General features: G+C 75.3%; 23 protein-coding genes and 1 pseudogene. 11 read left to right on the forward strand and 13 right to left on the reverse strand.

Annotated features, from left to right (window positions below; translation table 11 throughout):
• Positions 1-29: 29 nt before the first annotated feature.
• On the forward strand, positions 30-1,223 hold the full coding sequence (locus ACFVFS_RS07545) for a trans-sulfuration enzyme family protein (RefSeq protein WP_380621201.1): 1,194 nt from the start codon (positions 30-32) through the stop codon (positions 1,221-1,223).
• Between the two features lie 154 nt (positions 1,224-1,377).
• Here the strand turns inward: ACFVFS_RS07545 and ACFVFS_RS07550 are convergent, their stop codons facing one another.
• Positions 1,378-3,159, reverse strand: coding sequence for a SpoIIE family protein phosphatase (locus ACFVFS_RS07550; protein WP_380621203.1), 1,782 nt, complete (start codon positions 3,157-3,159; stop codon positions 1,378-1,380).
• Positions 3,160-3,257: 98 nt separating this feature from the next.
• Positions 3,258-3,722 (reverse strand): MarR family winged helix-turn-helix transcriptional regulator, encoded by a 465-nt coding sequence (locus tag ACFVFS_RS07555; protein ID WP_380621205.1) that lies wholly within the window; start codon positions 3,720-3,722, stop codon positions 3,258-3,260.
• 90 nt (positions 3,723-3,812) lie between these two features.
• Here ACFVFS_RS07555 and ACFVFS_RS07560 point away from each other — a divergent pair, with 90 nt between their 5' ends.
• Complete coding sequence (locus tag ACFVFS_RS07560; protein WP_380621207.1) at positions 3,813-4,658, forward strand: SDR family NAD(P)-dependent oxidoreductase; 846 nt, start codon at positions 3,813-3,815, stop codon at positions 4,656-4,658.
• Positions 4,659-4,972: 314 nt separating this feature from the next.
• On the opposite strand, the gene helR is transcribed toward ACFVFS_RS07560, so the two are convergent.
• Complete coding sequence (gene helR, locus ACFVFS_RS07565) at positions 4,973-7,174, reverse strand: RNA polymerase recycling motor ATPase HelR (RefSeq protein ID WP_380621209.1); 2,202 nt, start codon at positions 7,172-7,174, stop codon at positions 4,973-4,975.
• A gap of 348 nt (positions 7,175-7,522) precedes the next feature.
• Between helR and ACFVFS_RS07570 the strand changes: the two genes are divergently transcribed.
• The gene (locus ACFVFS_RS07570; protein ID WP_380621211.1) at positions 7,523-8,740 is read left to right on the forward strand and encodes an ROK family transcriptional regulator; all 1,218 of its coding nucleotides are present in this window, start codon (positions 7,523-7,525) and stop codon (positions 8,738-8,740) included.
• Between the two features lie 32 nt (positions 8,741-8,772).
• Here the strand turns inward: ACFVFS_RS07570 and ACFVFS_RS07575 are convergent, their stop codons facing one another.
• The 3 genes from ACFVFS_RS07575 to ACFVFS_RS07585 all read right to left on the reverse strand — a co-directional run bounded on the left by ACFVFS_RS07575 (position 8,773) and on the right by ACFVFS_RS07585 (position 10,668).
• Positions 8,773-9,246 (reverse strand): DUF6623 family protein, encoded by a 474-nt coding sequence (locus ACFVFS_RS07575; RefSeq protein WP_380621213.1) that lies wholly within the window; start codon positions 9,244-9,246, stop codon positions 8,773-8,775.
• Positions 9,247-9,409: 163 nt separating this feature from the next.
• A complete protein-coding gene (locus ACFVFS_RS07580) occupies positions 9,410-9,628 on the reverse strand; it encodes a DUF397 domain-containing protein (protein WP_380621215.1) in 219 nt (72 codons plus the stop codon).
• Complete coding sequence (locus ACFVFS_RS07585) at positions 9,625-10,668, reverse strand: DUF5753 domain-containing protein (RefSeq protein WP_380621217.1); 1,044 nt, start codon at positions 10,666-10,668, stop codon at positions 9,625-9,627. Before ACFVFS_RS07585 ends, ACFVFS_RS07580 begins: the two co-directional genes overlap by 4 nt.
• 104 nt (positions 10,669-10,772) lie before the next feature.
• Between ACFVFS_RS07585 and ACFVFS_RS07590 the strand changes: the two genes are divergently transcribed.
• Complete coding sequence (locus ACFVFS_RS07590; RefSeq protein WP_380621219.1) at positions 10,773-11,207, forward strand: ATP-binding protein; 435 nt, start codon at positions 10,773-10,775, stop codon at positions 11,205-11,207.
• Positions 11,208-11,302: 95 nt separating this feature from the next.
• On the opposite strand, the gene ACFVFS_RS07595 is transcribed toward ACFVFS_RS07590, so the two are convergent.
• Positions 11,303-12,154, reverse strand: a complete 852-nt coding sequence (locus ACFVFS_RS07595; protein ID WP_380621221.1) for a class I SAM-dependent methyltransferase — start codon at positions 12,152-12,154, stop codon at positions 11,303-11,305.
• A 73-nt stretch (positions 12,155-12,227) separates the two neighbouring features.
• Between ACFVFS_RS07595 and ACFVFS_RS07600 the strand changes: the two genes are divergently transcribed.
• The 5 genes from ACFVFS_RS07600 (at position 12,228) to ACFVFS_RS07620 (ending at position 16,746) form a co-directional block, all read left to right on the forward strand.
• Positions 12,228-13,277, forward strand: coding sequence for a HEAT repeat domain-containing protein (locus tag ACFVFS_RS07600; RefSeq protein WP_380621223.1), 1,050 nt, complete (start codon positions 12,228-12,230; stop codon positions 13,275-13,277).
• A 148-nt stretch (positions 13,278-13,425) separates the two neighbouring features.
• On the forward strand, positions 13,426-14,496 hold the full coding sequence (locus ACFVFS_RS07605) for a sheath polysaccharide-degrading enzyme (protein ID WP_380621225.1): 1,071 nt from the start codon (positions 13,426-13,428) through the stop codon (positions 14,494-14,496).
• 86 nt (positions 14,497-14,582) lie between these two features.
• Entirely contained in the window at positions 14,583-15,353 is a 771-nt protein-coding gene (locus ACFVFS_RS07610; RefSeq protein WP_380621227.1) for a class I SAM-dependent methyltransferase, read from the forward strand.
• Positions 15,350-15,943, forward strand: coding sequence for a DedA family protein (locus ACFVFS_RS07615; protein WP_380621229.1), 594 nt, complete (start codon positions 15,350-15,352; stop codon positions 15,941-15,943). Before ACFVFS_RS07610 ends, ACFVFS_RS07615 begins: the two co-directional genes overlap by 4 nt.
• 218 nt (positions 15,944-16,161) lie before the next feature.
• The gene (locus tag ACFVFS_RS07620; RefSeq protein ID WP_380621231.1) at positions 16,162-16,746 is read left to right on the forward strand and encodes a hypothetical protein; all 585 of its coding nucleotides are present in this window, start codon (positions 16,162-16,164) and stop codon (positions 16,744-16,746) included.
• A 23-nt stretch (positions 16,747-16,769) separates the two neighbouring features.
• Here the strand turns inward: ACFVFS_RS07620 and ACFVFS_RS07625 are convergent, their stop codons facing one another.
• The 4 genes from ACFVFS_RS07625 to ACFVFS_RS07640 all read right to left on the reverse strand — a co-directional run bounded on the left by ACFVFS_RS07625 (position 16,770) and on the right by ACFVFS_RS07640 (position 20,625).
• Positions 16,770-17,450, reverse strand: coding sequence for a transcriptional regulator (locus ACFVFS_RS07625; protein WP_380621233.1), 681 nt, complete (start codon positions 17,448-17,450; stop codon positions 16,770-16,772).
• 298 nt (positions 17,451-17,748) lie between these two features.
• Positions 17,749-18,426, reverse strand: a complete 678-nt coding sequence (locus ACFVFS_RS07630; protein ID WP_380621235.1) for a response regulator — start codon at positions 18,424-18,426, stop codon at positions 17,749-17,751.
• Entirely contained in the window at positions 18,423-19,661 is a 1,239-nt protein-coding gene (locus tag ACFVFS_RS07635; RefSeq protein WP_380621237.1) for a sensor histidine kinase, read from the reverse strand. Before ACFVFS_RS07635 ends, ACFVFS_RS07630 begins: the two co-directional genes overlap by 4 nt.
• 109 nt (positions 19,662-19,770) lie before the next feature.
• Positions 19,771-20,625 (reverse strand): LysR family transcriptional regulator, encoded by an 855-nt coding sequence (locus tag ACFVFS_RS07640; protein ID WP_380621239.1) that lies wholly within the window; start codon positions 20,623-20,625, stop codon positions 19,771-19,773.
• 285 nt (positions 20,626-20,910) lie between these two features.
• Between ACFVFS_RS07640 and ACFVFS_RS07645 the strand changes: the two genes are divergently transcribed.
• Complete coding sequence (locus tag ACFVFS_RS07645) at positions 20,911-22,551, forward strand: MFS transporter (protein ID WP_380621241.1); 1,641 nt, start codon at positions 20,911-20,913, stop codon at positions 22,549-22,551.
• A 62-nt stretch (positions 22,552-22,613) separates the two neighbouring features.
• Here the strand turns inward: ACFVFS_RS07645 and ACFVFS_RS07650 are convergent, their stop codons facing one another.
• Together ACFVFS_RS07650 and ACFVFS_RS07655 are read right to left on the reverse strand one after the other, a co-directional pair.
• Complete coding sequence (locus ACFVFS_RS07650; protein WP_380621243.1) at positions 22,614-23,846, reverse strand: MFS transporter; 1,233 nt, start codon at positions 23,844-23,846, stop codon at positions 22,614-22,616.
• A gap of 150 nt (positions 23,847-23,996) precedes the next feature.
• On the reverse strand, positions 23,997-25,022 hold the full coding sequence (locus tag ACFVFS_RS07655; protein WP_380621245.1) for a tellurite resistance/C4-dicarboxylate transporter family protein: 1,026 nt from the start codon (positions 25,020-25,022) through the stop codon (positions 23,997-23,999).
• Between the two features lie 161 nt (positions 25,023-25,183).
• On the opposite strand from ACFVFS_RS07655, the pseudogene ACFVFS_RS07660 reads away from it, so the two are divergent.
• Positions 25,184-26,314: pseudogene (locus ACFVFS_RS07660) on the forward strand (molybdopterin-dependent oxidoreductase); the annotation flags it as partial.
• Between the last annotated feature and the right edge of the window lie 89 nt (positions 26,315-26,403).

Here is a 26,403-nt window from a genome sequence, read left to right on the forward strand (position 1 = left end):
TCCCGGCACCCCGGGCCAGCATGGGCGTTATGAGCGACCACCACCGCGCGCTGCGCCCCGAGAGCCGGATCGTCCACCCGCCCGTCGAGGAGGTGACCGGCAGCCGCCCGCTGGGTACGCCGCTGCACCAGGGCCACGTCTTCGCCTTCCCCGACAGCGACGCGCTCGCGGACGCCTTCGGCGGCCCGGACAAGGCGTTCCTCTACAGCCGGCACGGCAATCCGACGGTCCGTTCGCTGGAGCGCGCGGTGGCCGACCTGGAGGGCGGCAGCGGTGCGCTGGCCGCCTCCTCCGGCATGGGGGCGATCACCACCGTGCTGCTCGCGCTGCTGCGCTCCGGCGACCACGTGATCGCCCAGCGGAGGCTCTACGGCGGCACCTTCGCGACGCTCGCCGACCTGGTGGAGCGCTGGGGCGTCGAGGTCACCCACGTGAGCGGCGACGACCCGGAGGAGGTGCGCGCCGCCCTGCGGCCGACCACCCGCCTGCTGCACCTGGAGACCGTCTCCAACCCCACCGCCCGCGTCACCGACCTGCCGGCGCTGATCGGCGCGGCCCGCGAGGCCGGCGTCCTGAGCGTGGTGGACAACACCTTCACCACGCCGCTGCTCTGCCGCCCGATCGAGCACGGCGCCGACATCGTGATCCACTCGGCCACCAAGTACCTCGGCGGCCACTCCGACGTGCTGGCCGGGCTGGCCGTCTTCGCCGACCCGGAGGTCCACCACCGGGTCTGGCACCACGGGGTGGAGCAGGGCGCGGCGCTCGACCCGTTCGCCGCCTGGCTCACCCTGCGGGGGATGCAGACCCTGGGCCTGCGGATGCGGCGGCACAACGAGTCCGCGCTGGACCTGGCCGGTCGGCTCGCCGCCCACCCGGCGGTCGCGGCCGTGCACCACCCGGGACTGCCCGGCCACCCGGACCACGAGCGGGCCCGCCGACTGCTCCCGGACGGCCAGGGCGGGGTGTTCGCCTTCGACCTGGCCGGCGGACGGGAGGCCGCCCGGGCCTTCGTCGGCGCGGTCCGCCTCGCCTCGCTCGCCCCCTCGCTGGGCGGCGTGCACACCCTGGTGCTGCACCCGGCCAGCACCTCCCACCGCCAGCTGTCCGACGAGGAGCTGACGGCGGCCGGCATCGGTCCGGGCACGGTACGGCTCTCGGTCGGCATCGAGCACCCGGAGGACCTCTGGGCGGATCTGGAGCAGGCGCTGGCCGGACTCTGAGCCCCGGCGGGCCGCGGGCCCGGCCGCAGGCCCCCGGCATCGTGGGAGGTTCCCGGGGCGGCGGACGCCACCACGACGCGGCCCGCGGGGTCGAAGCCCCCGACCGGGCTCAGGCCCCACGGGCACGGACGGCGCGTGCCCGGGGTGGCCGGCCCTACGCCCGGGTCCGGGGCCGGGGCCGGGCCGCCAGGACGGCGATGTCGTCCTCGGCCGGGCTGCCGGGCCTCGGGCCGAGACCGCGCAGCGCCGCGTCCAGCAGTTCGTCCAGCGGCCCGGCGGCCGGCAGCCGCAGGGCGGCGAGGCGGGCCAGTGAGGCGTCGATGTCCTCGCCGCGCCGCTCCACCAGGCCGTCCGTGTACAGCAGCAGGGTCTCGCCCGGCAGCAGGTCGCGGCCGGCCTGCTCGTAGCCGCCGAACCCGGTGCCCAGCGGCGGCCCGGTGGGGATCCGCAGCAGTTCGGTGGGCCGGCCGGGCGCGATGAGGGCCGGCGGGAGGTGGCCCGCGCTGGAGAAGGTCCACCGGCCCCGGCCCGGGTCGGCGAGGGCGAGCAGACAGGTGGCCGGACGGGCGGACTCGTTGGCGGCGATGACGGCGTCCAGCTGCCGCAGGATGCGGTGCGGCGGCAGGTCCGTCCCGGCGACGTCGCGCAGGGTGGCGCGGTAGTTGCTCATGTCGACGGCCGCCTCGACGCCGTGGCCCATCACGTCGCCCATGACCAGCAGCGTCCGTCCGAACGGCAGTCGGACGGTCTCGTACCAGTCGCCGCCGACCACCGAGCTGCTGCCGGAGGGCCGGTAGCGGGAGGCGAGTTCGAGGTTCTGGTGCGGGTGGCCGGGCTCGCTGAGCAGGGCGCGCTGGAGGTCGAGCGCGATGCCCTGGGAGCGGCTGTAGCGGCGCGCGTTGTCGATGCCGGTGGCGGCCCGGGCGGCGAGGTCGCCGACCAGCACGGCGTCGTCGGGCCCGAAGCCGGGGGAGCCGGCGGTTCGGGCCAGGGTCAGCAGTCCGATCAGCCGGCCGCGCGCGGTGAGCGGCACCACCAGCAGCGAGGCCACCCCGGCGGTCCGGTACACGGCCGCCGAGGCCCGGTCGGGCGCCGCCCCGGCCAGCTCCTCGACGGTGCGCGGCGCGACCAGCACGGCGACCCCGGAGGCCAGGGCGCGGGCGGCCGCCGAACCCTCCCGGTGGCGCACCGACTCGCCGGGGCGGGGCAGCCGGTCCACGGCGGTCCGCAGTCCGTCGGCGCAGTCGAGCGCGGCCCGGTGGAAGCGCTGTCCCGGGGTCCGGCCGGTGCGGGCCTCGGCGTCCGGCGGCAGGACGTCGACGGTGGCCAGCCCGGCCAGCCGGGGAACGGCGAACGCGGCCAGCTCAGCGCAGGTGGTGTCGACGTCCAGGGTGGTGCCGATCCGCTCGGCGGCGGACTCCAGGAGGGCCAGACGGGTCCGGGCCTGGGCCAGCTCGCGCCGCAGCTCCTGGACCGGGTCGGGATCGTCCAGCACCACGACCACCACACCGGTGACGCGGCCCCCGGCGCTCAGCGGCCGGTAGCGCACCCGCAGACCGGACGGCACCGGCGAGCCCGGACCGCCCGGCGCGCCGGTGGTGCACTCGCGGTCCCGCCCGTCGGCCAGGACCCGGCGCAGCGTGCTGACGGCGCCCGCGAACGCCGTGGCCTGCGCCGATCGGCCCAGCAGGTCGGTCCGGCGCAGGCCGGTGGCCGTGGTGAACGCCGGATTCACGTACAGCCAGCGCAGCTCGGCGTCGAGCAGCGCCACTCCGGCCGGCAGCGCGCCGAGCAGCCCACCCGGAAGGTCCGGGCGATCACTGTCCGTGGTGGTGTCGGCGCTCCCGACGAGTGCCGCGGCAGCCGCCGTGAGCGCCGCGTCGTCCGCGCCCGCCGGGGTGCCGCGCTTCCCTCGCCTGCCGCGCCCGAACCGCATGGGCCCATGATCACGCGCCGGGGCGCGCCACGCCCACGGACTGGTCGGTGCTTGACCACCCGGTGGGTTTCCGATAAGGCGACCGCAGGTCTGGGCGCTCAGGCCCCGGAGGGGCGCTTGAGCTTGGCCCAGACGGCCTCCAGCGCGGCGATGTCGGAGTCGTCGAGCCGGTCGTCGAAGACCTCGGCGAGCGCCGCGCGGCGGGTCGCGTCGGCAGCGGCGAACAGCCGCCGGCCCTCCGGGGTCAGCGCGATCCGCACCGAGCGGGCGTCGGTGGGGGAGGGGGCGCGCTCGACCAGGCCGCGCGCCTGGAGGGCGTCGGCGACCCGGGAGACCTGGCTGCGGCTGAGCAGGGTCTTGGCGCCCAGGTCGGAGGCGGCCACCGGCCGCTCCTGGGCGTGCAGCCAGAGCATCACCTCGAACCAGGAGAGTGTCAGGTCGTGGGCCCGGACGAGGGCCTGGTCGACCCGGGTGCTCAGGGTGGTACCGGCCCAGACCAGGCCGTAGAAGGCGTGGTCGCGGGCGGTGAGGTCTCCCAGGGTGAGGTCGGTGCGCTGCGCCATGCCGGTCAGCCTACCTTTTTGCGTGTGCGCGCACACATGTTGCTAGGGTGTGTGTGCACGCACACAAAAGCCCATCCGAAGGAGCGCCCCATGGCCGTCGACCGGACCGTCCTCATCACCGGCACCTCCAGTGGCATCGGCCTCGCCGCCGCGGTGGCCGCCGCCCGCGCGGGCTTCCGCGTCGTCGCCACCATGCGCGATCCCCGGCGCTCCGGCGCCCTGCTCAAGGCCGCCGAGGCGGCGGGCGTCGCCGACCGGGTCGAGGTCGCCCGGCTCGACGTCACCGACGCCGCCTCCGTCGCCGAGTGCCTGGCGAGCGTGCTCGACCGGCACGGCCGGCTGGACGCCGTGGTCAACAATGCGGGCGCCGGGCGGGTCGGCACCGTCGAGCGGGACGGGCTCGCCCCCGTCCGGGAGGTCATGGAGGTCAACTTCTTCGGCGTGGTCGAGGTGACCCGGGCCGCCCTGCCGCACCTGCGGGCCACGGGTGGCCGGGTGGTCACCGTGACCAGCGTCGGCGGCGTGGTCGGCCAGCCCTTCAACGAGGCCTACAGCGCCGCCAAGTTCGCCGTCGAGGGGTTCATGGAGTCGCTCGCCCCGGTCGCCGCCACGGTCGGCGTCGCCGTCTCGGTCGTCGAGCCCGGGGCCGTGGCCAGCGAGTTCGTCGCCAGCCAGGGCATCGACCTGCCCGCGCTGCTGGCCGCCGCCGGCCCGTACGCGCCCGCCCTGGACGCGTACGCCGCCCGCACCCGGGCCGCCTTCGACCAGGCGCAGACCCCGGAGGAGGCCGCCGAGACCGTGGTCGCCGCGCTCACCGCCGACCGGCCGCCCTTCCGGCTGCAGACCTCCGAGCGCGCCCGGGCCTTCGTCGCCGCCAAGCTCGCCGATCTCGACGGCTCCGCGGTCCAGGGCCTCACCTCCGGTTGGGTGGCCTGAGCCCCTGGGGCCCCGGGCTCCCGAGGGCCGCACCGTAGTCGGACGGATGGTCGGCCGATCGTCGTGTCGGGGCGTGTTCACCTCATGGGCATTGACCCGCTGTCACTGTCGCTGGAACGATTCATGACGGTGACTACGCGCGTAAACCCCAGGCTCTCGCGGCACGGCACGGGGTCGTGAGGCGTCGAGTGGCGGGAGCGTCGACGACGGACCCGGACGCGGGCCCGGCCGGTCGACTGCCGACACGCGCTCCGGCCGTGCCGGTCACAGCCTCGCGCGGACGGCTGTGACCGGCACGGCCGGTCCCCCGGGCCCTAACGCGCCACGTCACCACCGGTGAGCACCACGAGCTGCCGGGTCGCCCGGGTCATCGCGACGTAGCGGTCGACCGCGCCCGCGACGCCCTCGCCGAAGGACGCCGGATCGACGAGCACCACCAGGTCGAACTCCAGGCCCTTCGCCAGCGACGGCGTGAGCGAGCGGATCCGGGGCGAATCGCGGAACTCCGCGCGGCCCGTCGCCCGGAACGCCTCCCCGAACGCCGCGTCGCCGATCACGCAGGCCGTGCCCTCGGCGTGCGCGTCGAGCCAGCCGCCGAGCACGCCGTCCAGCTCCGCGACCGCACCGTGAGTGACCGGCACCCCGCTGCGGCGCACCGAGACGGGCACATTGGCGTCCGGCAGGGCGGCCCGGACGACGGGCTCGGCCTCCGCCATGACCTCCTCGGGCGTGCGGTAGTTGACGCTCAGCGAGGCGACCTCGGTCCGGTCCAGGCCGATCCGGGCCAGCCGCTCCTGCCAGGACTCGGTGAAGCCGTCCCGGGCCTGGGCCCGGTCCCCGACGATGGTGAAGCTCCGGGACGGGCAGCGCAGCAGCAGCATCTGCCACTCGGCGTCGGTCAGCTCCTGGGCCTCGTCCACCACGATGTGGGCGAAGGGGCCGGCCAGCCGGTCCGGGTCGGCGCCGGGCAGCGTACCGCCGTCGACCAGGGTGTCCCGCAGGTCCTGGCCGCGCAGCATGGCCACCGCCCCCTCGCCGTCGTCGTCCGCCGCCAGGATGTCCGTGATCACCTCGGCCATCCGGTCCCGTTCGGCGGCGAGCGCGGCCTCCCGGCGCCGCCTCCTCCGGGCCTCCTCCGGGTCCCCGAGCCGCTGGCGTGCCGCGTCCAGGATCGGCAGGTCGGAGACCGTCCAGGCCTGCGCCTCGGTCCGCTGCAGCCGGCGCACCTCCTCGGGCGTCAGCCACGGGGCGCACAGCCGCAGATAGGCGGGCACCGTCCAGAGGTCGCCGACCAGGTCGGCGGCCTCCAGCAGGGGCCAGGCGCGGTGCAGGGCGGTGACCAGCTCCTCGTCCCGCCGCAGCGAGCGCAGGAAGGTCTCGACCGGGATCTCCTCGCCGCCGTCCAGCTTGGCCAGCAGCAGCTCGGCCAGCTCCGCCCAGATCTGCTCGCGCGCCTCGTTGTGCGGGGTGCCCGGATCGGGCGCCCCGAAGGCCTCGGCCCAGTCGTCGGCGCTCAGCCAGAGGTCCTCCCAGTCCGTGGAGACGGCCATGCCCTCCGTCGGCGGCTCCTCGTAGATCCGCACGGCCTGCTCCACCGCCCGCACCATGGCCGCCGAGGACTTCAGCCGCGCCGCCTCCGGATCGCGTTCGACCGCCGCGCCCGCGCCCTCGGCGACGAGGTCCCGCACGGTGCAGGTCTGCACGCCCTCCTCGCCGAGGCTGGGCAGCACGTCGGAGACGTAGTCCAGGTAGGGCTGGTGCGGGCCGACGAACAGCAGGCCGCCGCGCCGGTGGCCGAGCCGCGGGTCGGAGTAGAGCAGGTAGGCCGCGCGGTGCAGCGCGACCACCGTCTTGCCGGTGCCGGGACCGCCGTCGACGACCAGCGCGCCGCGCGAGCCGGCCCGCACGATGGCGTCCTGGTCGGCCTGGATGGTGGCCAGCACGTCCCGCATCCGCGCCGAGCGGCTGCCGCCCAGGGTGGCGATGAACGCGGACTGGTCGTCGAGGGCGGCGTGCCCCTCCAGGCCCTCGGGCGCGAACACCTCGTCCCAGTAGTCGGTGATCCGCCCGTCCGTCCAGCGGTAGCGGCGGCGGCTGGCCAGGCCCGTCGGATCGGCGTGGGTGGCGCCGAAGAACGGCGCGGCGGCGGGCGAGCGCCAGTCCAGCAGCAGCCGGCGGCCCTCGCTGTCGGTGAGGCCGAGGCGGCCGACGTACACCGGACCACCGCCGTCCGCCGGGACGATCCGGCCCAGGCACAGGTCCAGGCCGAAGCGGCGCAGCGCGCGCAGCCGGCCGGTCAGGCGGTGGACCTCGATGTCCCGGTCCATCGCGGCCCGGCCGGCGCCGCCGGGGGCCCGCCGGGCGGCGTCGAGCAGGTCGGAGACCTCGGCGACGGCCTGCTCCAGGCTCGCCGCGACGGCCGCGAAGTGCCGCTCGTCCTGGGCGACCAGCGCCGGGTCGGCCTTGGCGGAGAGGCGGTCGGGGAGATCGAACACGCTGGTGGCGAGGGAGGTCATGGCAGCGGCTCCGATCCGCGGTTCCGACAAAGGGGAAGGCACTGAGCAAAACTCCCAAAGGTGGCTGGTTCCGGCTTCGGTCGACGATTGTGCGCCAGGACCGGGGCCTTGCGGCAAGACCCCCCGTGCGCTATATCTTGAGAGTGGCAAGAGGAGTGTGACGTCCTACCATTCCTGCCGCCCCCACTTCCTCTCCCTCCGGCGCTCTGCGCGCGCGTGGGAACCCGCCGATGAGTGGCGTGACGACCGGTCATACTGGCTGATGCCCGGGCCCCGGGTGCGCCGATCGGTGCGGCCGGGCCGCGCCCGGGACCGCGCGCTGGACCGCGCCCGAGACCGGAGGACCCGATGAGCCGCGACCTGCCGACCACCGTTCCGCCGGGCCCCGCGCCGGCGCAGCCGTGGAACCGGCAGCGGCTGCGCAGCAACAACGAGTGGCTGCTGCTCGAACGGCTGCGGCTCGGCGGCCCGTCCTCGCGCGCCCAGCTCGCCCGGGACACCGGCCTCTCCAAGCCCACCGTCTCCACCGCCCTGGCCGCCCTCGAACACGCCGGGCTGGCCCGCGAGGCGGGGCGGTTCATCCCCGAGCGGGGGCGTACCGCCGTCCTGTACGAGCCCGACCCGCGCGCCGGGCACGTCCTCGGTGTCGACATCGGCCGGGCCCGGCTGCGGGTCGCCGTCGCCGACCTGGCCGGGGACATCGTGGCGCGCCGGGACATCCCCAACGAGGGGCGGACGGCGAACGCGGTGGCCGATGCGGTGGTCGACGCGGCCCGCGAGGCCACCACCGAGGCCGGGCTGGCGGCGGCGGACATCGTGCACGCGGTGATCGGCACGCCCGGTGTCTGGGACGAGCAGCGGCGCGGCGTGCGGTACGCCACCAGCCTGCCGGGTTGGGGCAGGCCCGGTCTGTTCGACCGGATAGCGGACGGGCTCGCGACCACCATCACCGTCGGCAACGACGCCAACCTCGCCGCGCTCGGCGAGTACACGCTCGGCGCCGGCCGGGGGAGCGGCAGCCGGATGTTCGCCTACGTGCTCGTCGGCACCGGCCTCGGCGTCGGCGTGGTCAAGGACGGCGAGCCGCTGGTCGGCGCGCACGGCGCGCTGGGCGAGGTCGGCCTGGTCCCGCTCCCGCCGCACGCCGACGGAACGCCGGGCGGCACCGTGGAACAGGCGGCGGCGGCCGACGCCGTCGTCCGCACGGCCCTCGGCCTCGGCATGGCCGGCCCGCTGACGGCCAAGGATGTCTTCGACGCGGCCCGCTCCGGCGACCCGCTGGCCACCACCGCCGTGCACCGCGCGGCGGGCCAACTCGCCTACGCCGTCGCGGTGCTGTCGGCGGTGCTGGACCCGGACCTGATCGTCCTCGGCGGCGGCATCGGCGCCAGCGCCGACCTGCTGCTCGACCCCCTCGGTCAGGCCCTCGACGGCCTCAGCCCGATGCGGCCCACCCTCGCCCCGAGCCGCCTCGGCGAGGAGGCCGTCCTCCTGGGAGCCCTCGCCACGGCCCTGGACCGGGCCCGCCCCGAGGTCTTCGAGCGCCGCTCGGCGCTGGTCGACTGAGCGGCCGGGATCGACCGCTGGTCAGGTTCCGGTCAGTTCGTGAAGTCACCGCCCGCCGTTCCGAGGATGAAGCGCGAGGGCGCGATCGGTGTGTCGAACCCGATCGCCGCGACGACGAAGAAGGAGATGCCGATACCGAAGGCCACGGAGTGCGGCTGGTCGAGGGTGAACGTGTTCTGACCGTCCAGCCCGGTGCGGTGTTCGCCTTCCCCGGCGAGATTCTCGAACTGCTGGATCGGAGCGGAGCCGTCCCAGACGTGGACCCGGGTGAGCCGGCCGAATCCGACGTCGGTCATGAACAGCACGAAGACCTTGACCAGGCTCGTCCGGGCGTCGTTGACGATCACCGGCGTCGGCACGGCGACGTGGAACCAGCTGCTCTTTCCGGGGGTGATGTCGACATCGGATCCCCACCCGAAGTGCCCGTTGCGGCTGAGATTCTCGGGATTCTCCACCACCATGGCGTTCCCGTGGATCCAACTCGCTTGCAACGTCACAAGACCCACCTCCTCGGCAGGTTATTTCTTTTCTTGCAGTCTCACACTCGGGAGTCACGCCTTTCAAGGGCCGGGCCCCGCATACTTTCCGCTATCGCGGGCCTGTTATCGATTCGTAGAGTAACGGTGAATGAAACGGCCCCGCACCGGGTGGGTGCGGGGCCGTGGGGCGTCAGCGGTGGGTGGTGAAGTCTCCGGCGTTGATGCCGGCGACGAAGGCGAGCCATGCGTCGCCGGTGAAGGCGAGCGCGGGGCCGTCGGGGTTCTTGCTGTCACGGACCAGGACGGAGTCGCTCAACTGCCCGAACTCCACGCAGTTCTCGTTCGGGTTGCTTGCGTTTGCCTTCGTCCAGATGACCGGTAGGGCGGAGGCAATGGGGTAATGGGTCACTTGAGCTGATCTCTTTTCTCTTGGATGACCTTGAGGGATTCACCGAGGCTCAGGGCGGTCGCCATGATCTCGTCGAAAGCCGTTCGGTAGAGATCGACGTGACCGGGGCTCTCCACCCAGTTGCTGGTGAGCATGTCGCTGAGCAGGACGAGGTCGAGATCACGCTGACGGAACTCCAGGAGCGTGAACGGACCGCTCATGCCGGGGTGCGGAGGTGCGAACGCGGGCATGACCTGAATGCTGACGTTCGGAAGGTCGCTCCACTGGATCAGCTTGTCGAGCTGGTCGGCCATGACGCCATCGGGCGCCCTCATCGTCAGCGCCGATTCGTGGATGACCGCCCAGAGTTTGAGTGGCGTATCGGCCCGGGTGAGTACCGACTGTCGATTGATCCGCACGTCGACCCGGGCTTCGACGCTGGGCGTCGTGAAGACGCCGCTCGAGATGATGGCGTGCGCGTATCGACGTGTCTGGAGCAGGCCGGGGATGTAGGAGGACTCGTAGGACTTGTTGCCGATCGCGGTCTCTTCGAGCCTGATCAGGTCGTGGTACAGGGAGTTGAGCTGGTCGAATCCGGCCGCCCAGCCCGGGCGGTGCTTGTCCTTGAGGATCTCGACCAGTACTTCCTTGAGTTCCGGGTCACACTCGTAGAAGTCGAGGAGCGCGCGGACGACATCGGGCTTCAGCTGCACCCGGGCGTTCTCGTATCTGCTCAGCTTCACCAGGTTGACGTTGTCGACCTGAGCCGCGACCTCCTCCGCCGAGAGGTTCCTGAGCTCCCGAAGTCTCCGCAGCTCCGCCGCGATGCGCCGGTAGCGCACGGCCGGGACAGCAATTGCCATGTCTGTAGCCCCTCCTGAGTGGTGCGTGGACCAGTGTGCACGGTCGCGACGGTGCTTCGCCACCGGCAACTCGACTCCAGAGGCGGCACCTTGGATCGAAGGATGAAAGTTTTCATATTTCCTCGACTTGACTTGCGGTAGGGCTGCCGCCTGATCCATGCTGATCGTGACGAGAGTATGACGCACCGTGATGGTCATGTGTGGCGACTTCTCTCACATGGCCATTGCGACCAACCACCGGGCATTCCCATGCCCTTTGGCGGCCGCCTTGGCTGGAACCTCTGTGCGGAAGGCGGCTCCCCGTGCCCGGATTTCCCTCATCAGCCCGAAATGCCAGCCACTGGCTCCCGCGCAGCAGGCGGTCGCCGGGGGAGGCGCGCAGATGCCTCGAACGACTGCTCGGCGAGGTCGTCGGCGGCGAACGTTTCATCGACACCGGCCTGTTGCTCGTCAGCGAGTTGGTGACCAATGCGGTGGTGCACGGGTCCTCGCGGGACAACCGGGTGCTGCTGGAGCTCTCCGCCGACCCCGTCCGACTGCGGATCGAGGTGCACGACGCGCTGGCCGACCGTGCGCCGGTTCTTCGGGCCACCGACCGCGATGAGGAGTCCGGACGCGGCCTCCTGCTCGTCAAATCGCTGTCGGAGAAGTGGGGTTGCTGTCCCAGGGGCGGCATCGGGAAGGTCGTCTGGTGCGAGATCGGACCGGCGCTCGACTGCCCGGAGGGCGTGGTGTGAGGGAGGGCCGGTTGGTCACCGTCGAGGTCGCCGGCGGCATCCTGCCGTCGACGGCCTTCCCGACGGTGTCCACCGGCCGTGCGTCCGCCGGGCCGTCAGTGGTCGGCCCCTTCCTGCCGATGCCAGATGAAGACCTCGGTGCTCGGTTGGCGTTGCGAGAACAGGCCGGCGGGCGAGGCCTCGTGCAGGAGGCGGCGGAGGTCGGTCTCGAAGGCCGGGAGGCGCGGGCCGAACAGGTGCGGTGCGGAGGAGGAGATGGACAGGACCTCGGCGACGGTCTCGTCGGCCGTCCGGATGAGTGCCTGGCCGCCGGGAACGACGAGGCGGCGGGGGCCTGCGAAGCCCGCGGCGGCGAGGACCGCGGCCTCGTCGCCGGGGGTGCCGTGGGGGAGGAAGCCCTGCCCGGCCCGGCGGACCGGGCCCAGGTAGTCCTGTACCAGCGCGGCGATGGCGTCGTGCGGGACCGGGGGGTGGGGGAGGCCTTCGGTGGGGCGCCGCTCGGACTTGAGGTCGGAGAGGTGTACGAGTGCCCCGCCGGGGCGCAGCAGTGTGCGGACGGTGGCCGCCACCCGCGCGCGGTCCATCCAGTGGAAGGACTGGCCGAACGCGGCGACGTCGAACTCGCCGAGGCCGTTTGGCAATTGCTCGGCCCGGGCCCGGATCCAGCGGCACGAGTCGCTCAACCCCAGTGCCGCTGCGATGCGTTCGGCCTCGGCGATCATCCCGGCGTCCGGGTCGACGCCGATCACCTCCGCGAAGTGGCCGACCAGGTCGAGGGCCAGGGTGCCGGGGCCGCAGCCGACGTCGAGCAGGCGGCCCCGGCGGTCGAGGCGCAGGGCCTCGGCGAGTGCGGTCACCAGGCCCGGGGCGTACGGCAGTCGGCCCTTCCGGTAGTGCGCGGCGGTTCCCGCGAACAGGGTGTCGTCCCACTGCCAGTCGGCGGTCATACGCGGCCCGCCCCTCTCGTCGTCGGCGGAAATCGTTACCCGGACGCGGGTCCCTGGGGCAAGAATGGCACGCATGGACAACGGTGCGGGGCCGGCGGGGCGCCTGATGGCGGTGGCGCGGGCGGCGCGGGCCTCGGGGGCGGACCGCGACGAGCACGCCTACTGGGCGCTGGTCGCGGAAGCGGTGCAGGGTGACAGCGGGCAGGGCGTGTTGCGCTGCGGACTGTCGCTGCTGGAGTCCGCCGACTCCCTGGAGCGGGAGGTGGGCTGCGATCTGGTGGCCAACGCGGCCGACCGGCACGAGTCCCTGCGCGGTGGGGCGGCCACCGCCCTGATGGCGCTGGCCGAGGCGGAGACCCGGGTCGGCGTGCTGCGGTCCCTGGTGGTCGGCCTGGGCCGGACGCAGGACCCGCGCGCCGTCCCCGCCCTGGTGCGGTTCTCCCGGCACGAGAACGCCGATGTGCGCGGCCGGGCCGCCGCGGCGATCGGCTCCGCCAACAGCGGACGGCCGGACGGGGCCGATGTCCACGCCCTGATCCGGCTCACCCGGGACCAGGACCCCGACGTCCGCAACTGGGCGACCTTCACGCTGGGCTGCCAACTGGAGCACGACACGGCCGACATCAGGGCCGCGCTGTGGGCCCGCGCCACCGACGAGGACGGAGAGGTCCGGCAGGAGGCCGCGCGGGGCCTGGCCCGACGGCACGACCCCCGGGCGCTGCCCCTGGTCGCGCGCCTGCTGGAAGCCGCCGACGGCCCCCAGGTCTTCCTCGTGGAAGCGGCGGAGGTCCTGGGCGCCCCCGAACTCCTCCCGGCCCTGCACGCCTACTGCGAGCACGACCCCGACGGGACCGACCGGGCGATCGCGGCGTGCGACCCGGTACAGCGGGCCCGGATCGAGGGCGAGGCCTGGACGGTCGTCGTGGAACTGGAACGCCTGTGCCCGGGCGTCGGCGCCGCGCTCGACTCACCGCGCCACGAATCGGTGCACCATCTGCAGGTGACCGTCCGAGGAGCGGCCGAGGCCGCGGCCGACGCCGTGTACGACGCCGCCTCGCTGCTGGCCCGCGCCGACGGGAACCCGACGCGGGCGGCCGAACTGGTGCTGGCAGACCTCGTGTGACACGGCGGACTCCCGAGTCGGCACGGCGCTCGGCCGTGCGTCCGGTTTCCTCCCGCGGCCACGGAAACGGTGAGCAGCGCGCCCTTTTCCTGGTCTGACGTGCCGTCGGATAATGCGGGCACTTGAGAACCCGAGCCCTGGAGGCCCCGTGTCCCCGCGTTCCGCGTTCCTCGCCGCTGCCGCTGCCGCTGCCGCAGCGCTGCTGCTCGCTCCCGCCGCCGGGCCCGCCGTCGCCGCCCCCGCCGCGCAGACCGTGGACGTGTCCACCGCCGCCCAGTTGACGGCGGCGCTGGCGGCGGCCGCCCCCGGGCAGACGATCAGGCTGGCGCCCGGGGAGTACCACGGCTCCTTCGTCGCCCGGCGGGCCGGGACGGCGGCGCAGCCGGTGACGCTCACCGGACCGCGCAGCGCCGTCCTGGTCAACGACGGGCCGTCCGGCTCCGCACCCTCCTGTCCCGAGCCGACCGCCGGGTGGGACTCCGGGTACGGGCTCTGGCTCTACGGGGCGCCGTACTGGAACCTCACCGGGTTCACCGTGAAGGACTCCAAGAAGGGCTTGGTGCTGGACGGTTCGCCGCACGTGGTGATCGACGGGCTGTACGTGCACCACGTCGAGGACGAGGGCGTGCACTTCCGCCGCTCGTCCGCCGACGGGGTGCTGCGCGACTCCGTCGTCGAGTACACCGGCCGGGTCCAGCCGGGCTACGGGGAGGGGGTGTACCTCGGTTCGGCGAACTCCAACTGGGGCTGCCACGGCAACTCCGGCGGCGCGGACCGCTCGGACCGGGTGCTGGTGGAGGGCAACCGGATCGGCCCGTACGTCACCGCCGAGGGGATCGACGTCAAGGAGGGCACCTCGGGCGGCACGATCCGGGGCAACACCTTCGACGGGCGCGGCATCAGCGGCGAGAACTCCGCCGACTCCTGGGTGGACGTCAAGGGCAGCGGCTACCTCGTCGAGGACAACAGGGGCACCTTCGCGGCGCCCGGCACCTTCGCCAACGGCTACGAGACCCACAACCCGGCCACCAGCCCGTCCTTCCCGAACGGCTGCGGGAACACCTGGCGCGGCAACACCTCGGACCTCGGCGGCGTCGGCGCGTACGCCATCAGGATCACCTCGGTGTCGGCCTGCGCCGGCCGGCCGAACGTGGTGTACGCGTCCAACACCGTGACCCGGGCGACCGCCGGCCTGACCAACGTGCCCGTCACGCCCTGAGGACGGACGTTCCCCTACTTTCGTCGGGGGAGCGCGTCGCACAACGGCCGTCCCCCGGCGGCCCGCCGGTTCCTACCGTCGCATCCATGAACCACCACACCGACCGGCGGGCCGCGGACCGGGGCCCCTCCACGGCACGCGGCCGCACGGACACCTGGGCGTTCCTGCGGGAGGCCGTGCGCGACCTGCGGACCACCGGTGCCGTCGCCCCCAGCGGCAAGGCGCTGGCCCGCACCGTGACCGACCCGATCCGCGTCCGGGCCCCGCGCCCGCTGTCCGTCCTGGAGGCCGGCGCCGGCACCGGCGCGATCACCCGCGCCCTGCTGCCCCAACTCCCGCACGGCAGCCGCCTCGACCTCGTGGAGGCCAACCCCCGCTTCGTCGCGCGGCTCCACGAACTCCTGGACGCGCACCCGGCTCCGCCCGCCCGGAACATCCGGGTCACCGTGCACCAGACCTACGTCGAGGACCTGGACACCGACCGGCGCTACGACGTCATCGTCTCAGCCCTCCCGCTGACCAACTTCGCCCCCGACCGGGTCGAACGGATCATGGCCCGCTACCTGGACCTGCTCCTCCCCGGCGGCACCCTCTCCTCCTTCGCGTACCTGGGCACCCGCCGGGCGCGCACCCTCCTCGCCTCCCGTGCCGAGGCGCGTCGGCACGCCGCCGTCGACGCGATCACGGCGGCCTACCGGCACCGCTACGCCACCGGCCGCTGGACCGTCCTCGCCAACCTGCCCCCGGCCCACGTCTGGGAGCTGCGGCGCCCCGAGGTGACCGGTGGGCGGACCGGGGAGCAGGCCGGTGACCAGTCCGGCGGCCAGACCGACGACCAGTCCGGTGCCCGGCGGTGAGCTTCCTGACCGACGCCCTCGGCCACCTGCCGCCGCTCGCCGTGTACGGGGTGGTGGCCCTGGCCGTCTGCGCCGAATCGGTCCTGGTGCTGGGCGTGTTCACCCCCACCTTCGCCCTGCTGCTGACCTCCGGCGCCCTGGCCCGCGCCGGCACCGTCAGCCTGCCCCTGGTGATCGCGGCCGCCGCCACGGCGGCGGTCGCGGGCGACTACCTCGCCCACCGCACCGGCGGCGTCCTGGGCGAGCGGCTGCGCGAGGGCAGCATCGGCCGCCGGATCCCCGCCGCCGCCTGGCAGCAGGCCGAGGGCCTGATGGCCCGCCACGGGGGCCGGGCCGTGTTCGTCGGCCGCTTCCTGCCCATGGTCCGCACCCTGACCCCGCACCTCGCCGGAGCCACCGGCCTGCCCTACCGGAGGATGGCCTCCTACAGTGCCTGCGCCGCCGGACTGTGGGCCGCCGCCGAGGCCGGCACCGGGTACGCCGCGGCGACCTCCCTCCAACGGCTCGTCACCGTCGGCGGCCCCGTCCTCGCCGTCGCCGCCGCCCTGGTGGTCGCGGGCGTGGTCCTGCGGTTCAGGAAGCGGTGCTGACGGTGCCGTGGTCGGTCGGTCGGTGTCCGCGGCCGGGTGGCGGATCTCCGGCCCCACCTGATCGAGTTCGGCGGTAGGTGATCGAAATTCTCCGCCGGTCGACGCTCCGTGATCGTCAGATCTCGATCTGCTCACAAGTGCTTGAACTATGGACAGATCGTGTGACAGGCCTGGTTGAATCACGAACCTCTTCCAAGCGGAACGGAGTGTTCACGTCCATGCCTTCACGGATGCGCGGCGGTCGTCGCGGCCTGGCCGCCGTCGCCGGACTCGTCCTCACCGTCGGCCTCGCGCTGACCGGCTGTGACCCCACGACGGGCGATACCGCCACCGCCGCGGTCTCCTCGCCCGCCGTCACGGCCGAGGCCACCACCCCGGCCGCGCCCGCACCGGCGCCCCCGGCGCCGGTGGCCACCACGCCGCCGGCCGAGCCGGTCCTGACGCCGGCGCCCCCGGCGCCGGAGCCGACCGCCGCCGCGCCCGCGCCGACCGTCCCGGCGGCCCCGCCGAAGACCCCGCCGAGCAAGGCCGCCACCACCCCCAAGGCGCAGCCGACGCCCACCAGGGCCGAGCCGCAGCCCAAGGTCACGACCGCCCAGCCGCCGACCGACCCCGACCCGGCGCCCGCCGAGACGAAGCCCGCGGCGGCGGCCGGTGACTGCGAGATCAAGTCGAACGCCGGCAACTGCTACAAGGCCGGCCAGTTCTGCCGCAACGACGACCTCGGCAAGAGTACCCACGAGGCGGGCGGCCGGGTGATCACCTGCCGGATGGTCAGCGGCAAGCCGCACTGGCAGGCGTGAGCCGGACCCCCGCCCGGCGCGGCTCAGGGCAGTTCGGCGAGCGTGCTCCAGAACAGCCGCTCGTAGGCCTGTAGCAGCCGGCCGTACTCGCGGGCGGCGTCGAGGTCCGGACCGGCGGTCAGCCCCGCCGGTCCGAGCGCCTCGGCCGCCGCCCGCTCCAGCGCCGTCGCGGGCTGAGCGAAGAGGTCGAAGAACGCGCACGCCTCTTCGTCGAACCCGTGGAACCGGCGCAACGCCCCGGCCAGCGTCGCGCAGTACCCGCCCCAGGCCGCGAAGTTGGCCACCAGCGCCGCCGCCACGGCGGCCGGCCGCCCGTTCAGCGCGAGCCAGGCGAGGTACGCCGGGTAGGCCTGGCACCCGGCCAGCGGCGCCCCGGCGGGGGCCGGTCCGCAGGCGGCCGCCAGGGCCGGTAGCGTGCGCAGCGCGGCATTCTCGCCCTCGGCCAGCCCGGCGAACCAGGCGCCCAGCGGTCCGTCGGCGCACCGGGTGGCGAGCAGCAGCAGACTGCGCCGGTCGGAGGCGATGACCCGCCGCTGCTGCGCCGCCAGTTCGGCGAGCACGGCGAGCCGCCCCCGCCCCGCCGCGAACGCGGTCACGACGGCGGGATCCGCCTCGTCCGCCGGGGCCAACTCGGCGCGCAGCGCGCGGAGTCGCCGCCCGGGCGCAGGTTCCTCGGCCGGGTGCTCCGGCTGGTCGATCGGCATGGACGCCCTCCGCATCGCTGGCTCCGGTTCCACCGGCCCCGGTCCGTCGGCCGAGCCGAGTGCGGTCCTCACGTTAGCCGAGCGGGCACGGGCGGGCGGATCATGCCACGCCCCGCAGTGCGCGCGCCCGGAGCGTGTGTGCAGGTCGACGGCGGCCGTGAAACACCGTGGGAGGTGCGATGACCGCGCCTGGTCAAGGCGGTGGGGCGGCGCGCAGCCGGCGAACCTCGGCGTGCTGGCCCTTCCGTCCTACCGGGGCAGGGGCCGGGGCACGCGGTCGGACAGCGCCGGGCCGGGCTCACCCCCGGGCGCCGACCAGGCCGGACTCGTAGGCCAGGATCACCAGGTGGACGCGGTCGCGGGCGGCGAGCTTGGTGAGCAGGCGGGACATGTAGGTCTTCACGGTGGCGGTGCTGAGGACGAGTTCGGCGGCGATCTCGGTGTTGGACAGGCCGCGGCCGACGAGGGTGAGGATCTCGCGTTCGCGGTCGGTGATGCCGGTGAGGCGGCGGTCCGCCGGGGGCGCGGCGGTGGCGGGTCGGGCGGCGAACTCGGCGATCAGGCGGCGGGTGACGCTCGGGGCGATGAGGGCGTCGCCCGCGGCCACCACCCGGATCGCGCCGAGGATGTCGTCCAGGGCCATGTCCTTGACGAGGAATCCGGAGGCCCCGGCGCGCAGGGCGGCGTGGACGTTCTCGTCCTCGTCGAAGGTGGTGAGCACGACCACCCGGGCCGCCTCCGGTGCGGCCGTCACCCGCCGGGTGGCCTCGATGCCGTCGAGGACGGGCATCCGCAGGTCCATCACGACCACGTCGGGCCGCAGTTCCCCGGCGAGCCGGACGGCCTCGGCGCCGGTGGCGGCCTCGCCGACCACCTCCAGGTCGGGCGCCTCGGTGATCACCATCTCCAGGGCGGCGCGGACGAGCGGCTGGTCGTCGGCGAGGAGGACGCGGACGGCGCGCACGGGGGGCGTCATCGGGCGGCCCCCTCGGCGACCGGCAGCCGGGCGGCGACCCGGAAGCCGCCGCCGGGGCGCGGCGCGGCGTCGAACTCGCCGTGCAGCAGGGCGACCCGCTCGCGCAGGCCGGCCAGGCCGTAGCCCACGCCGGGGGCGGTGCCGCGGCCGCGGCCGCGGTCGGTGACCTCGATGGCGAGTTCCGCCGGGCGCCGGTGGTCGACGGTGACCCGGCAGGACGGGGCGGCGGCGTGGCGGACCACGTTGGCCACCGACTCCTGGACGATCCGGAACGCCGCCAGGTCGATCTCCGGCGGCAGCGGCCGCCGTTCGCCGTGCCACCGGACGTCGACCCGCACGCCCGCCGCGGTGGTGGCGGCGGTCAGCCCGTCGAGGTCGGCCAGCCCGGGCGGGCGCAGCGCGGCGCCCGCGGGCTCGGCGGAGTCGTCGGCCCGGCGCAGCGCGCCGAGCATCCGGCGCAGGCCGGCCAGGGTCTCGCGGCCGGCGGTCTCGATCTCGCCGAGCGCCTCGCGCGCCCGGTCCGGCCGGGTGTCGATGACGCGGCGGGCCGCGCCCGCCTGGAGGGCGACGATGCCGATGCTGTGCGCGACGGTGTCGTGCATCTCGCGGGCGATCCGCAGCCGTTCGGCGGTGACCGCCTCGGCCGCCGCCCGGGCGCTCAGCGCCTGTGCGTGCGCCCGGGACTGGTGCACCGAGCGGCCCACCAGCCAGGCGATGACGGCGATCAGCACGCCGGCGTCGTTGGCGCCGATCCGGGTGCCGGTGAGCAGCAGGCCGCCGCCGAGGGCGGGGGAGAGGATCAGATGGAGGGTCAGCACGCCCAGCACCATGGCGAGTGCGGCGCGCGAGGTCCGGCGCGGTTCGGCGGCCGTGACCAGGCAGAGGGCGGCGGCGACCGCGAGCAGCGCGGTCGGCGGCAGTTCGAGCTCCCAGCGCCAGGCCTTGGTCCGCGCCACGGTGGCGGCGAGCAGGAGGGCGACGGCCGTGCGCGGCCGGCGGCGCAGCAGGGCGGCGGCGAGGAGGGCGACGGGGGTGGTGGCCGCGGCGCTCGCCCAGTCCTGGTGGACGGCCGGGGCGGGGTCGCCCTCCGGCGCCGGCCCGTGGACCGGGCGGGCGCCGGGCACGAGGGTGGGGGAGAGCAGCGAGACGCACCACGCGAGCGCCGTCCAGGCGCCGGGCGGCACCCGACGGAGCCGGGGCGGGAGGAGCGGGGGTGGCTGGGGCGTCGCGGACATGCGGTGATCGTAACGAGGCGGCGCCCGCCGGGGCATCGGACCACGGGTGTACGACCGGGGGTGACGGTCGGGCGCTCCGGGCGTCGGCCCGGGGCCGATCGGCGGCCGGTCAGACGAGGTGGCGCAGCAGTGCCGCCACCGCCGGCGGGGTCTCGCCGGGCGGGCGGACCACCATGACCTGCCAGGTCGGGGCGTGCCGGGCGAAGCGGTGCCGGGCGAGGTCGGGGAAGCGGTCCGCGATCGAGCGCGGCATGACGCAGACCCCGAGGTCGTTGCGGACCAGCTCGGACGCCGCGACGATGTCGTTCACCTCGAAGGTGGTCTCCCGGTCCACCCCGGCGGCCCGGAAGGACCGGTCGACGGCGTACCGGATCGCCCACCCGGGGGTGAAGTCGACCAGCGGCAGCCCGGCCACCTCGTCGAGGGCGACCGGCCCGGCGGGCAGCCGGCCGGGCGCCGCCACCAGGACCATCTCCTCCCGTGACAGCAGCCGCGCGGTCAGGCCGCGCTGCTGCTGGCGGTCGAGGGCCACCACCGCCAGGTCGACGGTGCCCTCGCGCAGCGCCTGCCGGATGTCGGCTACCGCCGCCTGGCGCAGCCGGACGGTCACGCCGGGGTGCTCGGCCCGCAGCGCGGCCAGCGCCAGGTGGAGGTCGGCCCACACCCCCTGCATGGTGCCGACGGTGATCCGCCCGCGCAGCTGCCCGCGCACCGCGTCGACGGCGGCCCGGGCCGAGTCGGCGGTCCTGAGCGTCGCCCGCGCCGCCGGGAGGAACGCCTCGCCCGCCGCGGTCAGCGCCACGCGGTGGGTGGTGCGGTCGAACAGCGGCGTGCCCAGCTCGCGTTCGAGGGCGCGGACGGTGCCGGACACCGCCGACTGCACGACGTTCAGCCGGCGCGCGGCCGCCGTGAAACCGCCCTCCTCGGCGACGGCGACGACGACCTCCATCTGCCGCAGATCCATCAGCGCTCCCGCTCGGCCGTGTTCCGCCCGGCCCGCCCGGGAGCGGAGCCCGGGCCGGCGCGGGGCGATCGTCGTTCCCCGGCCGCATCGTACGCGCGGCCGCCGTGCGGCCGGCCGGCTCGCGCGCGCCGTGCACTCCCGGGGCACGACCCGTGCGCCCACGGGCACACCGGGGTGCCGGGACCGTCCTAGCCTCCGTACGGCCGACGTCGGGCCGCGGCACCCCCCCCAGGCCGCCGCCCCGTCAGGCCCGTGACCCCCGACCCCCACCCGCAACGGACCGGTATGAGCACAGTGACAACCCCCGCCCGGCGCCCGGCGGACGACTCGGCGTGGGCTCCGCTCGCCGGCCGGGTCTTCCGCGCCCTGTGGATCGCCCAACTCGTCTCCAACGTCGGCAGCTGGATGCAGACCGTCGGCGCCCAGTGGCTGCTGGTCGGGCACGACGCCGCCCTGCTCGCCCTGGTGCAGACCGCCGCGAGCCTGCCGGTCGTCCTCCTGGCGCTGCCCTCCGGCGTCCTGGCCGACCGCCGCGACCGGCGCTCGGTGCTGATCGCCGCGCAGCTCGTGATGCTCGCCGTCGCCACCGTCCTCGCCGTGCTGGCCTTCGCCGGCGCGCTGACCCCCGGCCCGCTGCTCGGCCTCACCTTCCTGCTCGGCTGCGGCACCGCCGTGATGGGCCCGGCCTGGCAGGCCGTCCAGCCGGAGCTGGTGGAGCGCCGGCAGCTGGGGCAGGCCGCGGCGCTCGGCGCCGTCAACATGAACCTGGCGCGGGCGGTCGGCCCCGCCGTCGGCGGCGCGGTGGTCGCGGCGGCCGGCGCGGGCTGGGTGTTCGCCTTCAACGCCGCCTCCTACCTCTGCGTCCTGGTCGTGCTGCTGCGCTGGCACCGGACCGCGCCGCAGGACGGCCCGACCGGCGGGGACGAGGGACTGCTGGCGGCCGTGCACGCGGGCCGCCGCTACATCCGGCACGCGCCGGGCGTGCGGCGGGTGCTGCTGCGCACCGCGCTGTTCGTGCCCGGCGCGGGCGCGCTCTGGGCGCTGCTGCCGCTGGTCGCGCGCCAGTCGCTCGGCCTCGGCCCGGGCGGCTACGGCCTGCTGCTCGGGGCGGTCGGCGTCGGCGCGGTGGGCGGGGCGTTCGCGCTGCCGCTGCTGCGGCGCCGGCTGGGGGCCAACGGCACCCTGGTGGCCGGCACGGTCGTGCTCGCCGGGGTGCTGGCCGTCCTGGCGACGGTCCGCCTGCCCTGGCTCGTCGGCCTCGTCCTGCTGCCCGCCGGGGTGGCCTGGATCGCGGTGCTCTCCACCCTCAACGCGGCGGTCCAGACCCGGCTGCCCGGCTGGGTGCGGGCCCGCGGCCTGGCCGTCCAGCTGCTGGTCTTCCAGGGCGGCCAGGCCCTCGCGGCCCCGCTGTGGGGCGTGCTGGCCGACCGTCACGGGCCCGGCGCCGCGCTGCTGGCGGCCGGCGCGGTACTGCTGCTGGGGGCGCTGGGCGCCCGCCGGCTGCCGCTGTACGCCGGGGACGGGGTGGACCCGACGCCCTCCGAACACTGGCCGCAGCCCCCGCTGGCGGTCGAACCGGGCCACGCGGAGGGACCCGTGCTGGTCTCCGTGGAGTACCGGGTGGAGCCGGAGCACCGCGCCGCGTTCACCGCGCGGATGCGCCGGGTCGCCGCCTCGCGCCGCCGCACCGGCGCGCTCAGCTGGGGCCTCTACCAGGACGGCGGCGAGCCCGAGCGGTTCGTCGAGACCTACCTGGTCTCCTCCTGGGCCGAGCACCTCGCCCAGCACGGCGGCCGGCTCACCGCCGCCGACCGCCGGGACGAGGAGGAGGCCCGGGCGCTGCTGCGCCCCGGGACCGCGCCCGCGGTGACGCACGCCTTCGACGTCTCGGCGGGGCCGCTGCCGGCGGCGGCCGGGGCCCGGTAGCCGGAGCGGCCGGTCCGCCCCCGACAGCCGGGGCGGACCGGCCGTCAGCCTCCTGCCGGACCTCAGACCTCCGCGACCGGCCCGCCGCGCCGCTCGGTGGCCCAGTACAGCAGGGCCGCCAGCGGCAGGGCGGCGCCCAGCACCGTCACCGCCGTCCAGCCTCCGGCCCGGTAGAGCACCGAGCCGAGCTGCGAGCCGGCCGCGCCGCCCACGAAGAAGATCGCGATGAACGCGCTGTTCAGCCGGGCCCGGGCGGCCGGGTCGAGCTGGTACACGGTGTGCTGGCCGAGGATCAGCGTGGTCTGCACGGCCATGTCGACGAGCACGGCCGCCAGCGCGAGCACCACCACGCTGTGCCCGCCGATTCCCGCCGCCGCGAACGCCACGCCCGCGACCGCGAGCGCCACGCCGGTCATCGGCCGGGCCAGGCCGCGGTCCGCCCAGTGCCCGGCGAACGGCGCCACGGCCGCACCGGCCGCGCCGACCAGGGCGAACAGCCCGACCCCGGTCGCCGAGTAGTGGAAGGACGGGCCGGTCAGGACGAACGAGACGGTCGTCCAGAAGGCGCTGAACGCGCCGAACATCGCCGCCTGGTAGAGCCCGCGCCGCAGCAGCGCCGGGTGGGTGCGCACCAGCCGGACGGTGGAGCGCAGTACGTGGTGGTAGGGGATCGTGGTGGTGGGCGCGTGCGCGGGCAGGGCGGCCCGCAGCGCCACGCCGAGGACGACCATCAGGCCCGCCGAGCCGAGGAAGACGGCGCGCCACCCGGCGAGGTCGGAGACCAGGCTGCTCAGGGTGCGGGAGAGCAGGATGCCGGTGAGCAGTCCGGTCATCACCCGGCCCACCACCCGGCCCCGGGCGTGGTCGGGGGCGAGCCCGGCCGCGAGCGGCACCAGGATCTGCGCGACCACCGAGGTCGCGCCCGCCACCAGCGAGGCGACCAGCAGCATCGGGAAGCCCGTCGAGAGGCCCGCGGCCACCAGGGCGAGGGTGGTGACGGCGAGCAGGGCGCTGATCAGGTTCCGCTTCTCCAGCCGGTCGCCGAGCGGGACCAGGAACACCATGCCGAGCACGTAGCCGATCTGGGTGAGGGTGATCAGCGTCCCGGCGGTCCCGGTGTCGGTGTGGAACGCCTCGGCCAGCGCGGACAGCAGCGGCTGGGCGTAGTAGAGGTTGGCGACGGTGCTGCCGGAGGCGACGGCCAGCAGGACGATCAGCCAGCCGGGCACGCCGTGGGCGGGCTCGGCGGGGTCGGCCTTGCGGCGGGAACGGAGGCCGGACGAGGCGGAGGACATGGGCACCTTCTCGAAGGGGGAGCCGGCGGGGCCGGCCCGGACCGTTGTGCTGGGCGGCGGACGGCGCCGTCATCGCCGCCGTCCACACAGTGATCAGCGCTGGACCGGTCGTCCCGCTTCCTCGTTCCCGGCGATCCTTCGAGATGTCAGTCATCTCCGATGGAGATGGGCCTCCCGCTCCGCCCGGCCTCCGGCGGCGCCGGCCGCGGCGGACGCCCGGCCCGGTCCGAGCCGCAGCCGGCGCAGCGCGCCGACGGCGACGACCAGCCAGACCGCCGCCGCCACCCACAGCAGCGCGCGGCCGAGCGGGTCCAGCCAGTCCACCCGCGCCGCCGCCGAGGCCGACAGCGCGGCCACCGCCGTCATGCCCAGCGGGAAGACCGTCGACCAGCGCCGCAGGTCGTAGCGGAGCCGGGGCCGCAGCACCTCGGCGACGGCCAGCACCGCGTACCCGGCCAGCGACAGGCCGAGCAGCACCAGCGTCACCACCCGCAGCGCGGTGTGCGTGCCACCGCTCCACACCCCGGAGGCGAGCAGCTTGGAGGCGGCCAGCGCGGAGATCGCCAGCGCGCCGGCGGACACCCAGTGGTCGCCCGCCCCCGCCGTCACCTGGCGCGGGTCGAAGCGCAGCAGCGCGTCCCCGTACAGCACCAGGCCCAGGACGAACACCGGCAGCGCCGCCCAGGCCAGCCAGTCGGCGGTGTGCGGGGCGAGGGTGGCGGCGAGCACGGCCAGGCCCTGGGTGGCGACGCAGATCAGGAACGCCGCGCCCGGCAGCCGCCGGCCCAGGTGGCGCAGTACGGCGGTCAGCAGCACCGGCCAGGCGGCGGCGGCGACCGCGAGCAGGGCCTCGGCGGCGGTCGTCCAGCCGAGCTGGTCGAGCCGGACCCCGAGCACCGTGGTGGCGGCGACCGCGGTGAGCGCGGGCGGGGTCTGCGCCCGGGCCGTCCAGCCACGCCGGTCGCCGAGCAGGAGGGCGCAGAAGGCGAGGGCCAGCAGCAGCCAGAGCAGCCCGGCGATCCAGAGGTCCGCGACCGACAGGGCGTCGAATCCGGCGAGGTGGAAGCCGACCGAGATGATGCCGGTCGCCATCACCGCCGCGCCGGTCGCCGGCGGGACCGCGTCCCACCGCGGGCCCCGCCGCCGCTCCGGTGCCGGACCGCTGCGCTCGTTCATGCCTCCATGGCAGCGCCCGGAGGGGGACCCGGCCACCGGGCGCCGCCGGACCGGGGCACCCGGGCGGAACGGGTCACCCGGCGGGCCGCCTCCCGGGTGCGGCGGTGCGCCCGCGCGGTTTCGATGGGCACACGGTCCGGCCCGGAAGCGGAGGGTGCCACGTGCGCGAGGCGACGAGCGAGTCCGGCGGTGCGTCGACGAGCGAGCCCGGTGCCGCGTTCCTGAAGGCGGGCCGGTTCCTGCGCCCCGGCACGCCCGCGCCCGACCTGCACAGCGTCCGCCTCACCGGCGGCCGGGCGGCCGACGCCTTCTACCGGGACCGCTGGAGCCACGACAAGGTCGTGTACTCCACCCACGGCGTCAATTGCACCGGCTCCTGCCGCTGGAAGGTCTTCGTCAAGGACGGCATCATCACCTGGGAGACCCAGGCCACCGACTACCCGTCCGTCGGCCCCGACCGCCCCGAGTACGAGCCGCGCGGCTGCCCGCGCGGCGCCGCCTTCTCCTGGTACACCTACTCGCCCACCCGGGTGCGCTACCCGTACGTGCGCGGAGTGCTGCTGGAGCTGTACCGGGAGGCGCGGGCCCGGCTGGGCGACCCGGTGGCGGCCTGGGCGGAGCTCACCGAGGACCCGGAGCGCCGCCGCGCCTACCAGCGGGCCCGCGGCAAGGGCGGCCTGGTGCGGGCGGGCTGGGAGGAGGCGGTGGAGATCGTCGCCGCCGCGCAGGTGCACACCGTGCGGCGCTACGGCCCGGACCGGATCGCCGGGTTCTCGCCGATCCCGGCGATGTCGATCGTCTCGCACGCGGCCGGCGCCCGCTACCACTCGCTCATCGGCGCCACCATGCTCTCCTTCTACGACTGGTACGCGGACCTGCCGGTGGCCTCCCCGCAGGTGTTCGGCGACCAGACCGACGTGCCCGAGTCGGGGGACTGGTGGGACGCCGCCTACCTGGTGATGTGGGGCTCCAACGTGCCCGTCACCCGCACCCCCGACGCGCACTGGATGGCCGAGGCCCGCTACCGGGGCCAGAAGGTGGTGGCGGTCTCCCCGGACTACGCGGACAACACCAAGTTCGCCGACGAGTGGCTGCACCCCCATCCGGGCACCGACGGCGCCCTCGCCCTCGCCATGGGCCACGTCGTCCTGCGGGAGTTCTTCGTCGACCGCACGGTCCCGTTCTTCGACGACTACGTCCGCCGCTTCACCGACCTGCCGTTCCTGGTCACCCTGACCGAACGGGACGGCGCGTACACCCCGGCCAAGTTCCTGCGCGCGAGCGACCTAGGTGTTCTGACCCGTGAGGTTGGGGACGCGGCTGGCGGGTGGCTTGCCTGCGAGTGCGGTGTGTCCGCGGTGGTGATTGTAGGTGTGGAGCC

Source organism: Kitasatospora sp. NPDC057692 (assembly GCF_042799475.1).
Lineage (GTDB): Bacteria > Actinomycetota > Actinomycetes > Streptomycetales > Streptomycetaceae > Kitasatospora.

Coding starts and splice junctions, on each gene's coding strand:
- ACFVFS_RS07655 (WP_380621245.1), bottom strand. CDS start 25,022: ATGAACGAGCGCAGCGGTCCGGCACCGGAGCGGCGGCGGGGCCCGCGG.
- ACFVFS_RS07645 (WP_380621241.1), top strand. CDS start 20,911: ATGAGCACAGTGACAACCCCCGCCCGGCGCCCGGCGGACGACTCGGCG.
- ACFVFS_RS07630 (WP_380621235.1), bottom strand. CDS start 18,426: ATGACGCCCCCCGTGCGCGCCGTCCGCGTCCTCCTCGCCGACGACCAG.
- ACFVFS_RS07550 (WP_380621203.1), bottom strand. CDS start 3,159: ATGCGGTTCGGGCGCGGCAGGCGAGGGAAGCGCGGCACCCCGGCGGGC.
- ACFVFS_RS07555 (WP_380621205.1), bottom strand. CDS start 3,722: ATGGCGCAGCGCACCGACCTCACCCTGGGAGACCTCACCGCCCGCGAC.
- ACFVFS_RS07610 (WP_380621227.1), top strand. CDS start 14,583: ATGAACCACCACACCGACCGGCGGGCCGCGGACCGGGGCCCCTCCACG.
- ACFVFS_RS07570 (WP_380621211.1), top strand. CDS start 7,523: ATGAGCCGCGACCTGCCGACCACCGTTCCGCCGGGCCCCGCGCCGGCG.
- ACFVFS_RS07620 (WP_380621231.1), top strand. CDS start 16,162: ATGCCTTCACGGATGCGCGGCGGTCGTCGCGGCCTGGCCGCCGTCGCC.
- helR (WP_380621209.1), bottom strand. CDS start 7,174: ATGACCTCCCTCGCCACCAGCGTGTTCGATCTCCCCGACCGCCTCTCC.
- ACFVFS_RS07640 (WP_380621239.1), bottom strand. CDS start 20,625: ATGGATCTGCGGCAGATGGAGGTCGTCGTCGCCGTCGCCGAGGAGGGC.
- ACFVFS_RS07625 (WP_380621233.1), bottom strand. CDS start 17,450: ATGCCGATCGACCAGCCGGAGCACCCGGCCGAGGAACCTGCGCCCGGG.
- ACFVFS_RS07560 (WP_380621207.1), top strand. CDS start 3,813: ATGGCCGTCGACCGGACCGTCCTCATCACCGGCACCTCCAGTGGCATC.
- ACFVFS_RS07650 (WP_380621243.1), bottom strand. CDS start 23,846: ATGTCCTCCGCCTCGTCCGGCCTCCGTTCCCGCCGCAAGGCCGACCCC.
- ACFVFS_RS07595 (WP_380621221.1), bottom strand. CDS start 12,154: ATGACCGCCGACTGGCAGTGGGACGACACCCTGTTCGCGGGAACCGCC.
- ACFVFS_RS07635 (WP_380621237.1), bottom strand. CDS start 19,661: ATGTCCGCGACGCCCCAGCCACCCCCGCTCCTCCCGCCCCGGCTCCGT.
- ACFVFS_RS07600 (WP_380621223.1), top strand. CDS start 12,228: ATGGACAACGGTGCGGGGCCGGCGGGGCGCCTGATGGCGGTGGCGCGG.
- ACFVFS_RS07545 (WP_380621201.1), top strand. CDS start 30: ATGAGCGACCACCACCGCGCGCTGCGCCCCGAGAGCCGGATCGTCCAC.
- ACFVFS_RS07585 (WP_380621217.1), bottom strand. CDS start 10,668: ATGACCATCACGGTGCGTCATACTCTCGTCACGATCAGCATGGATCAG.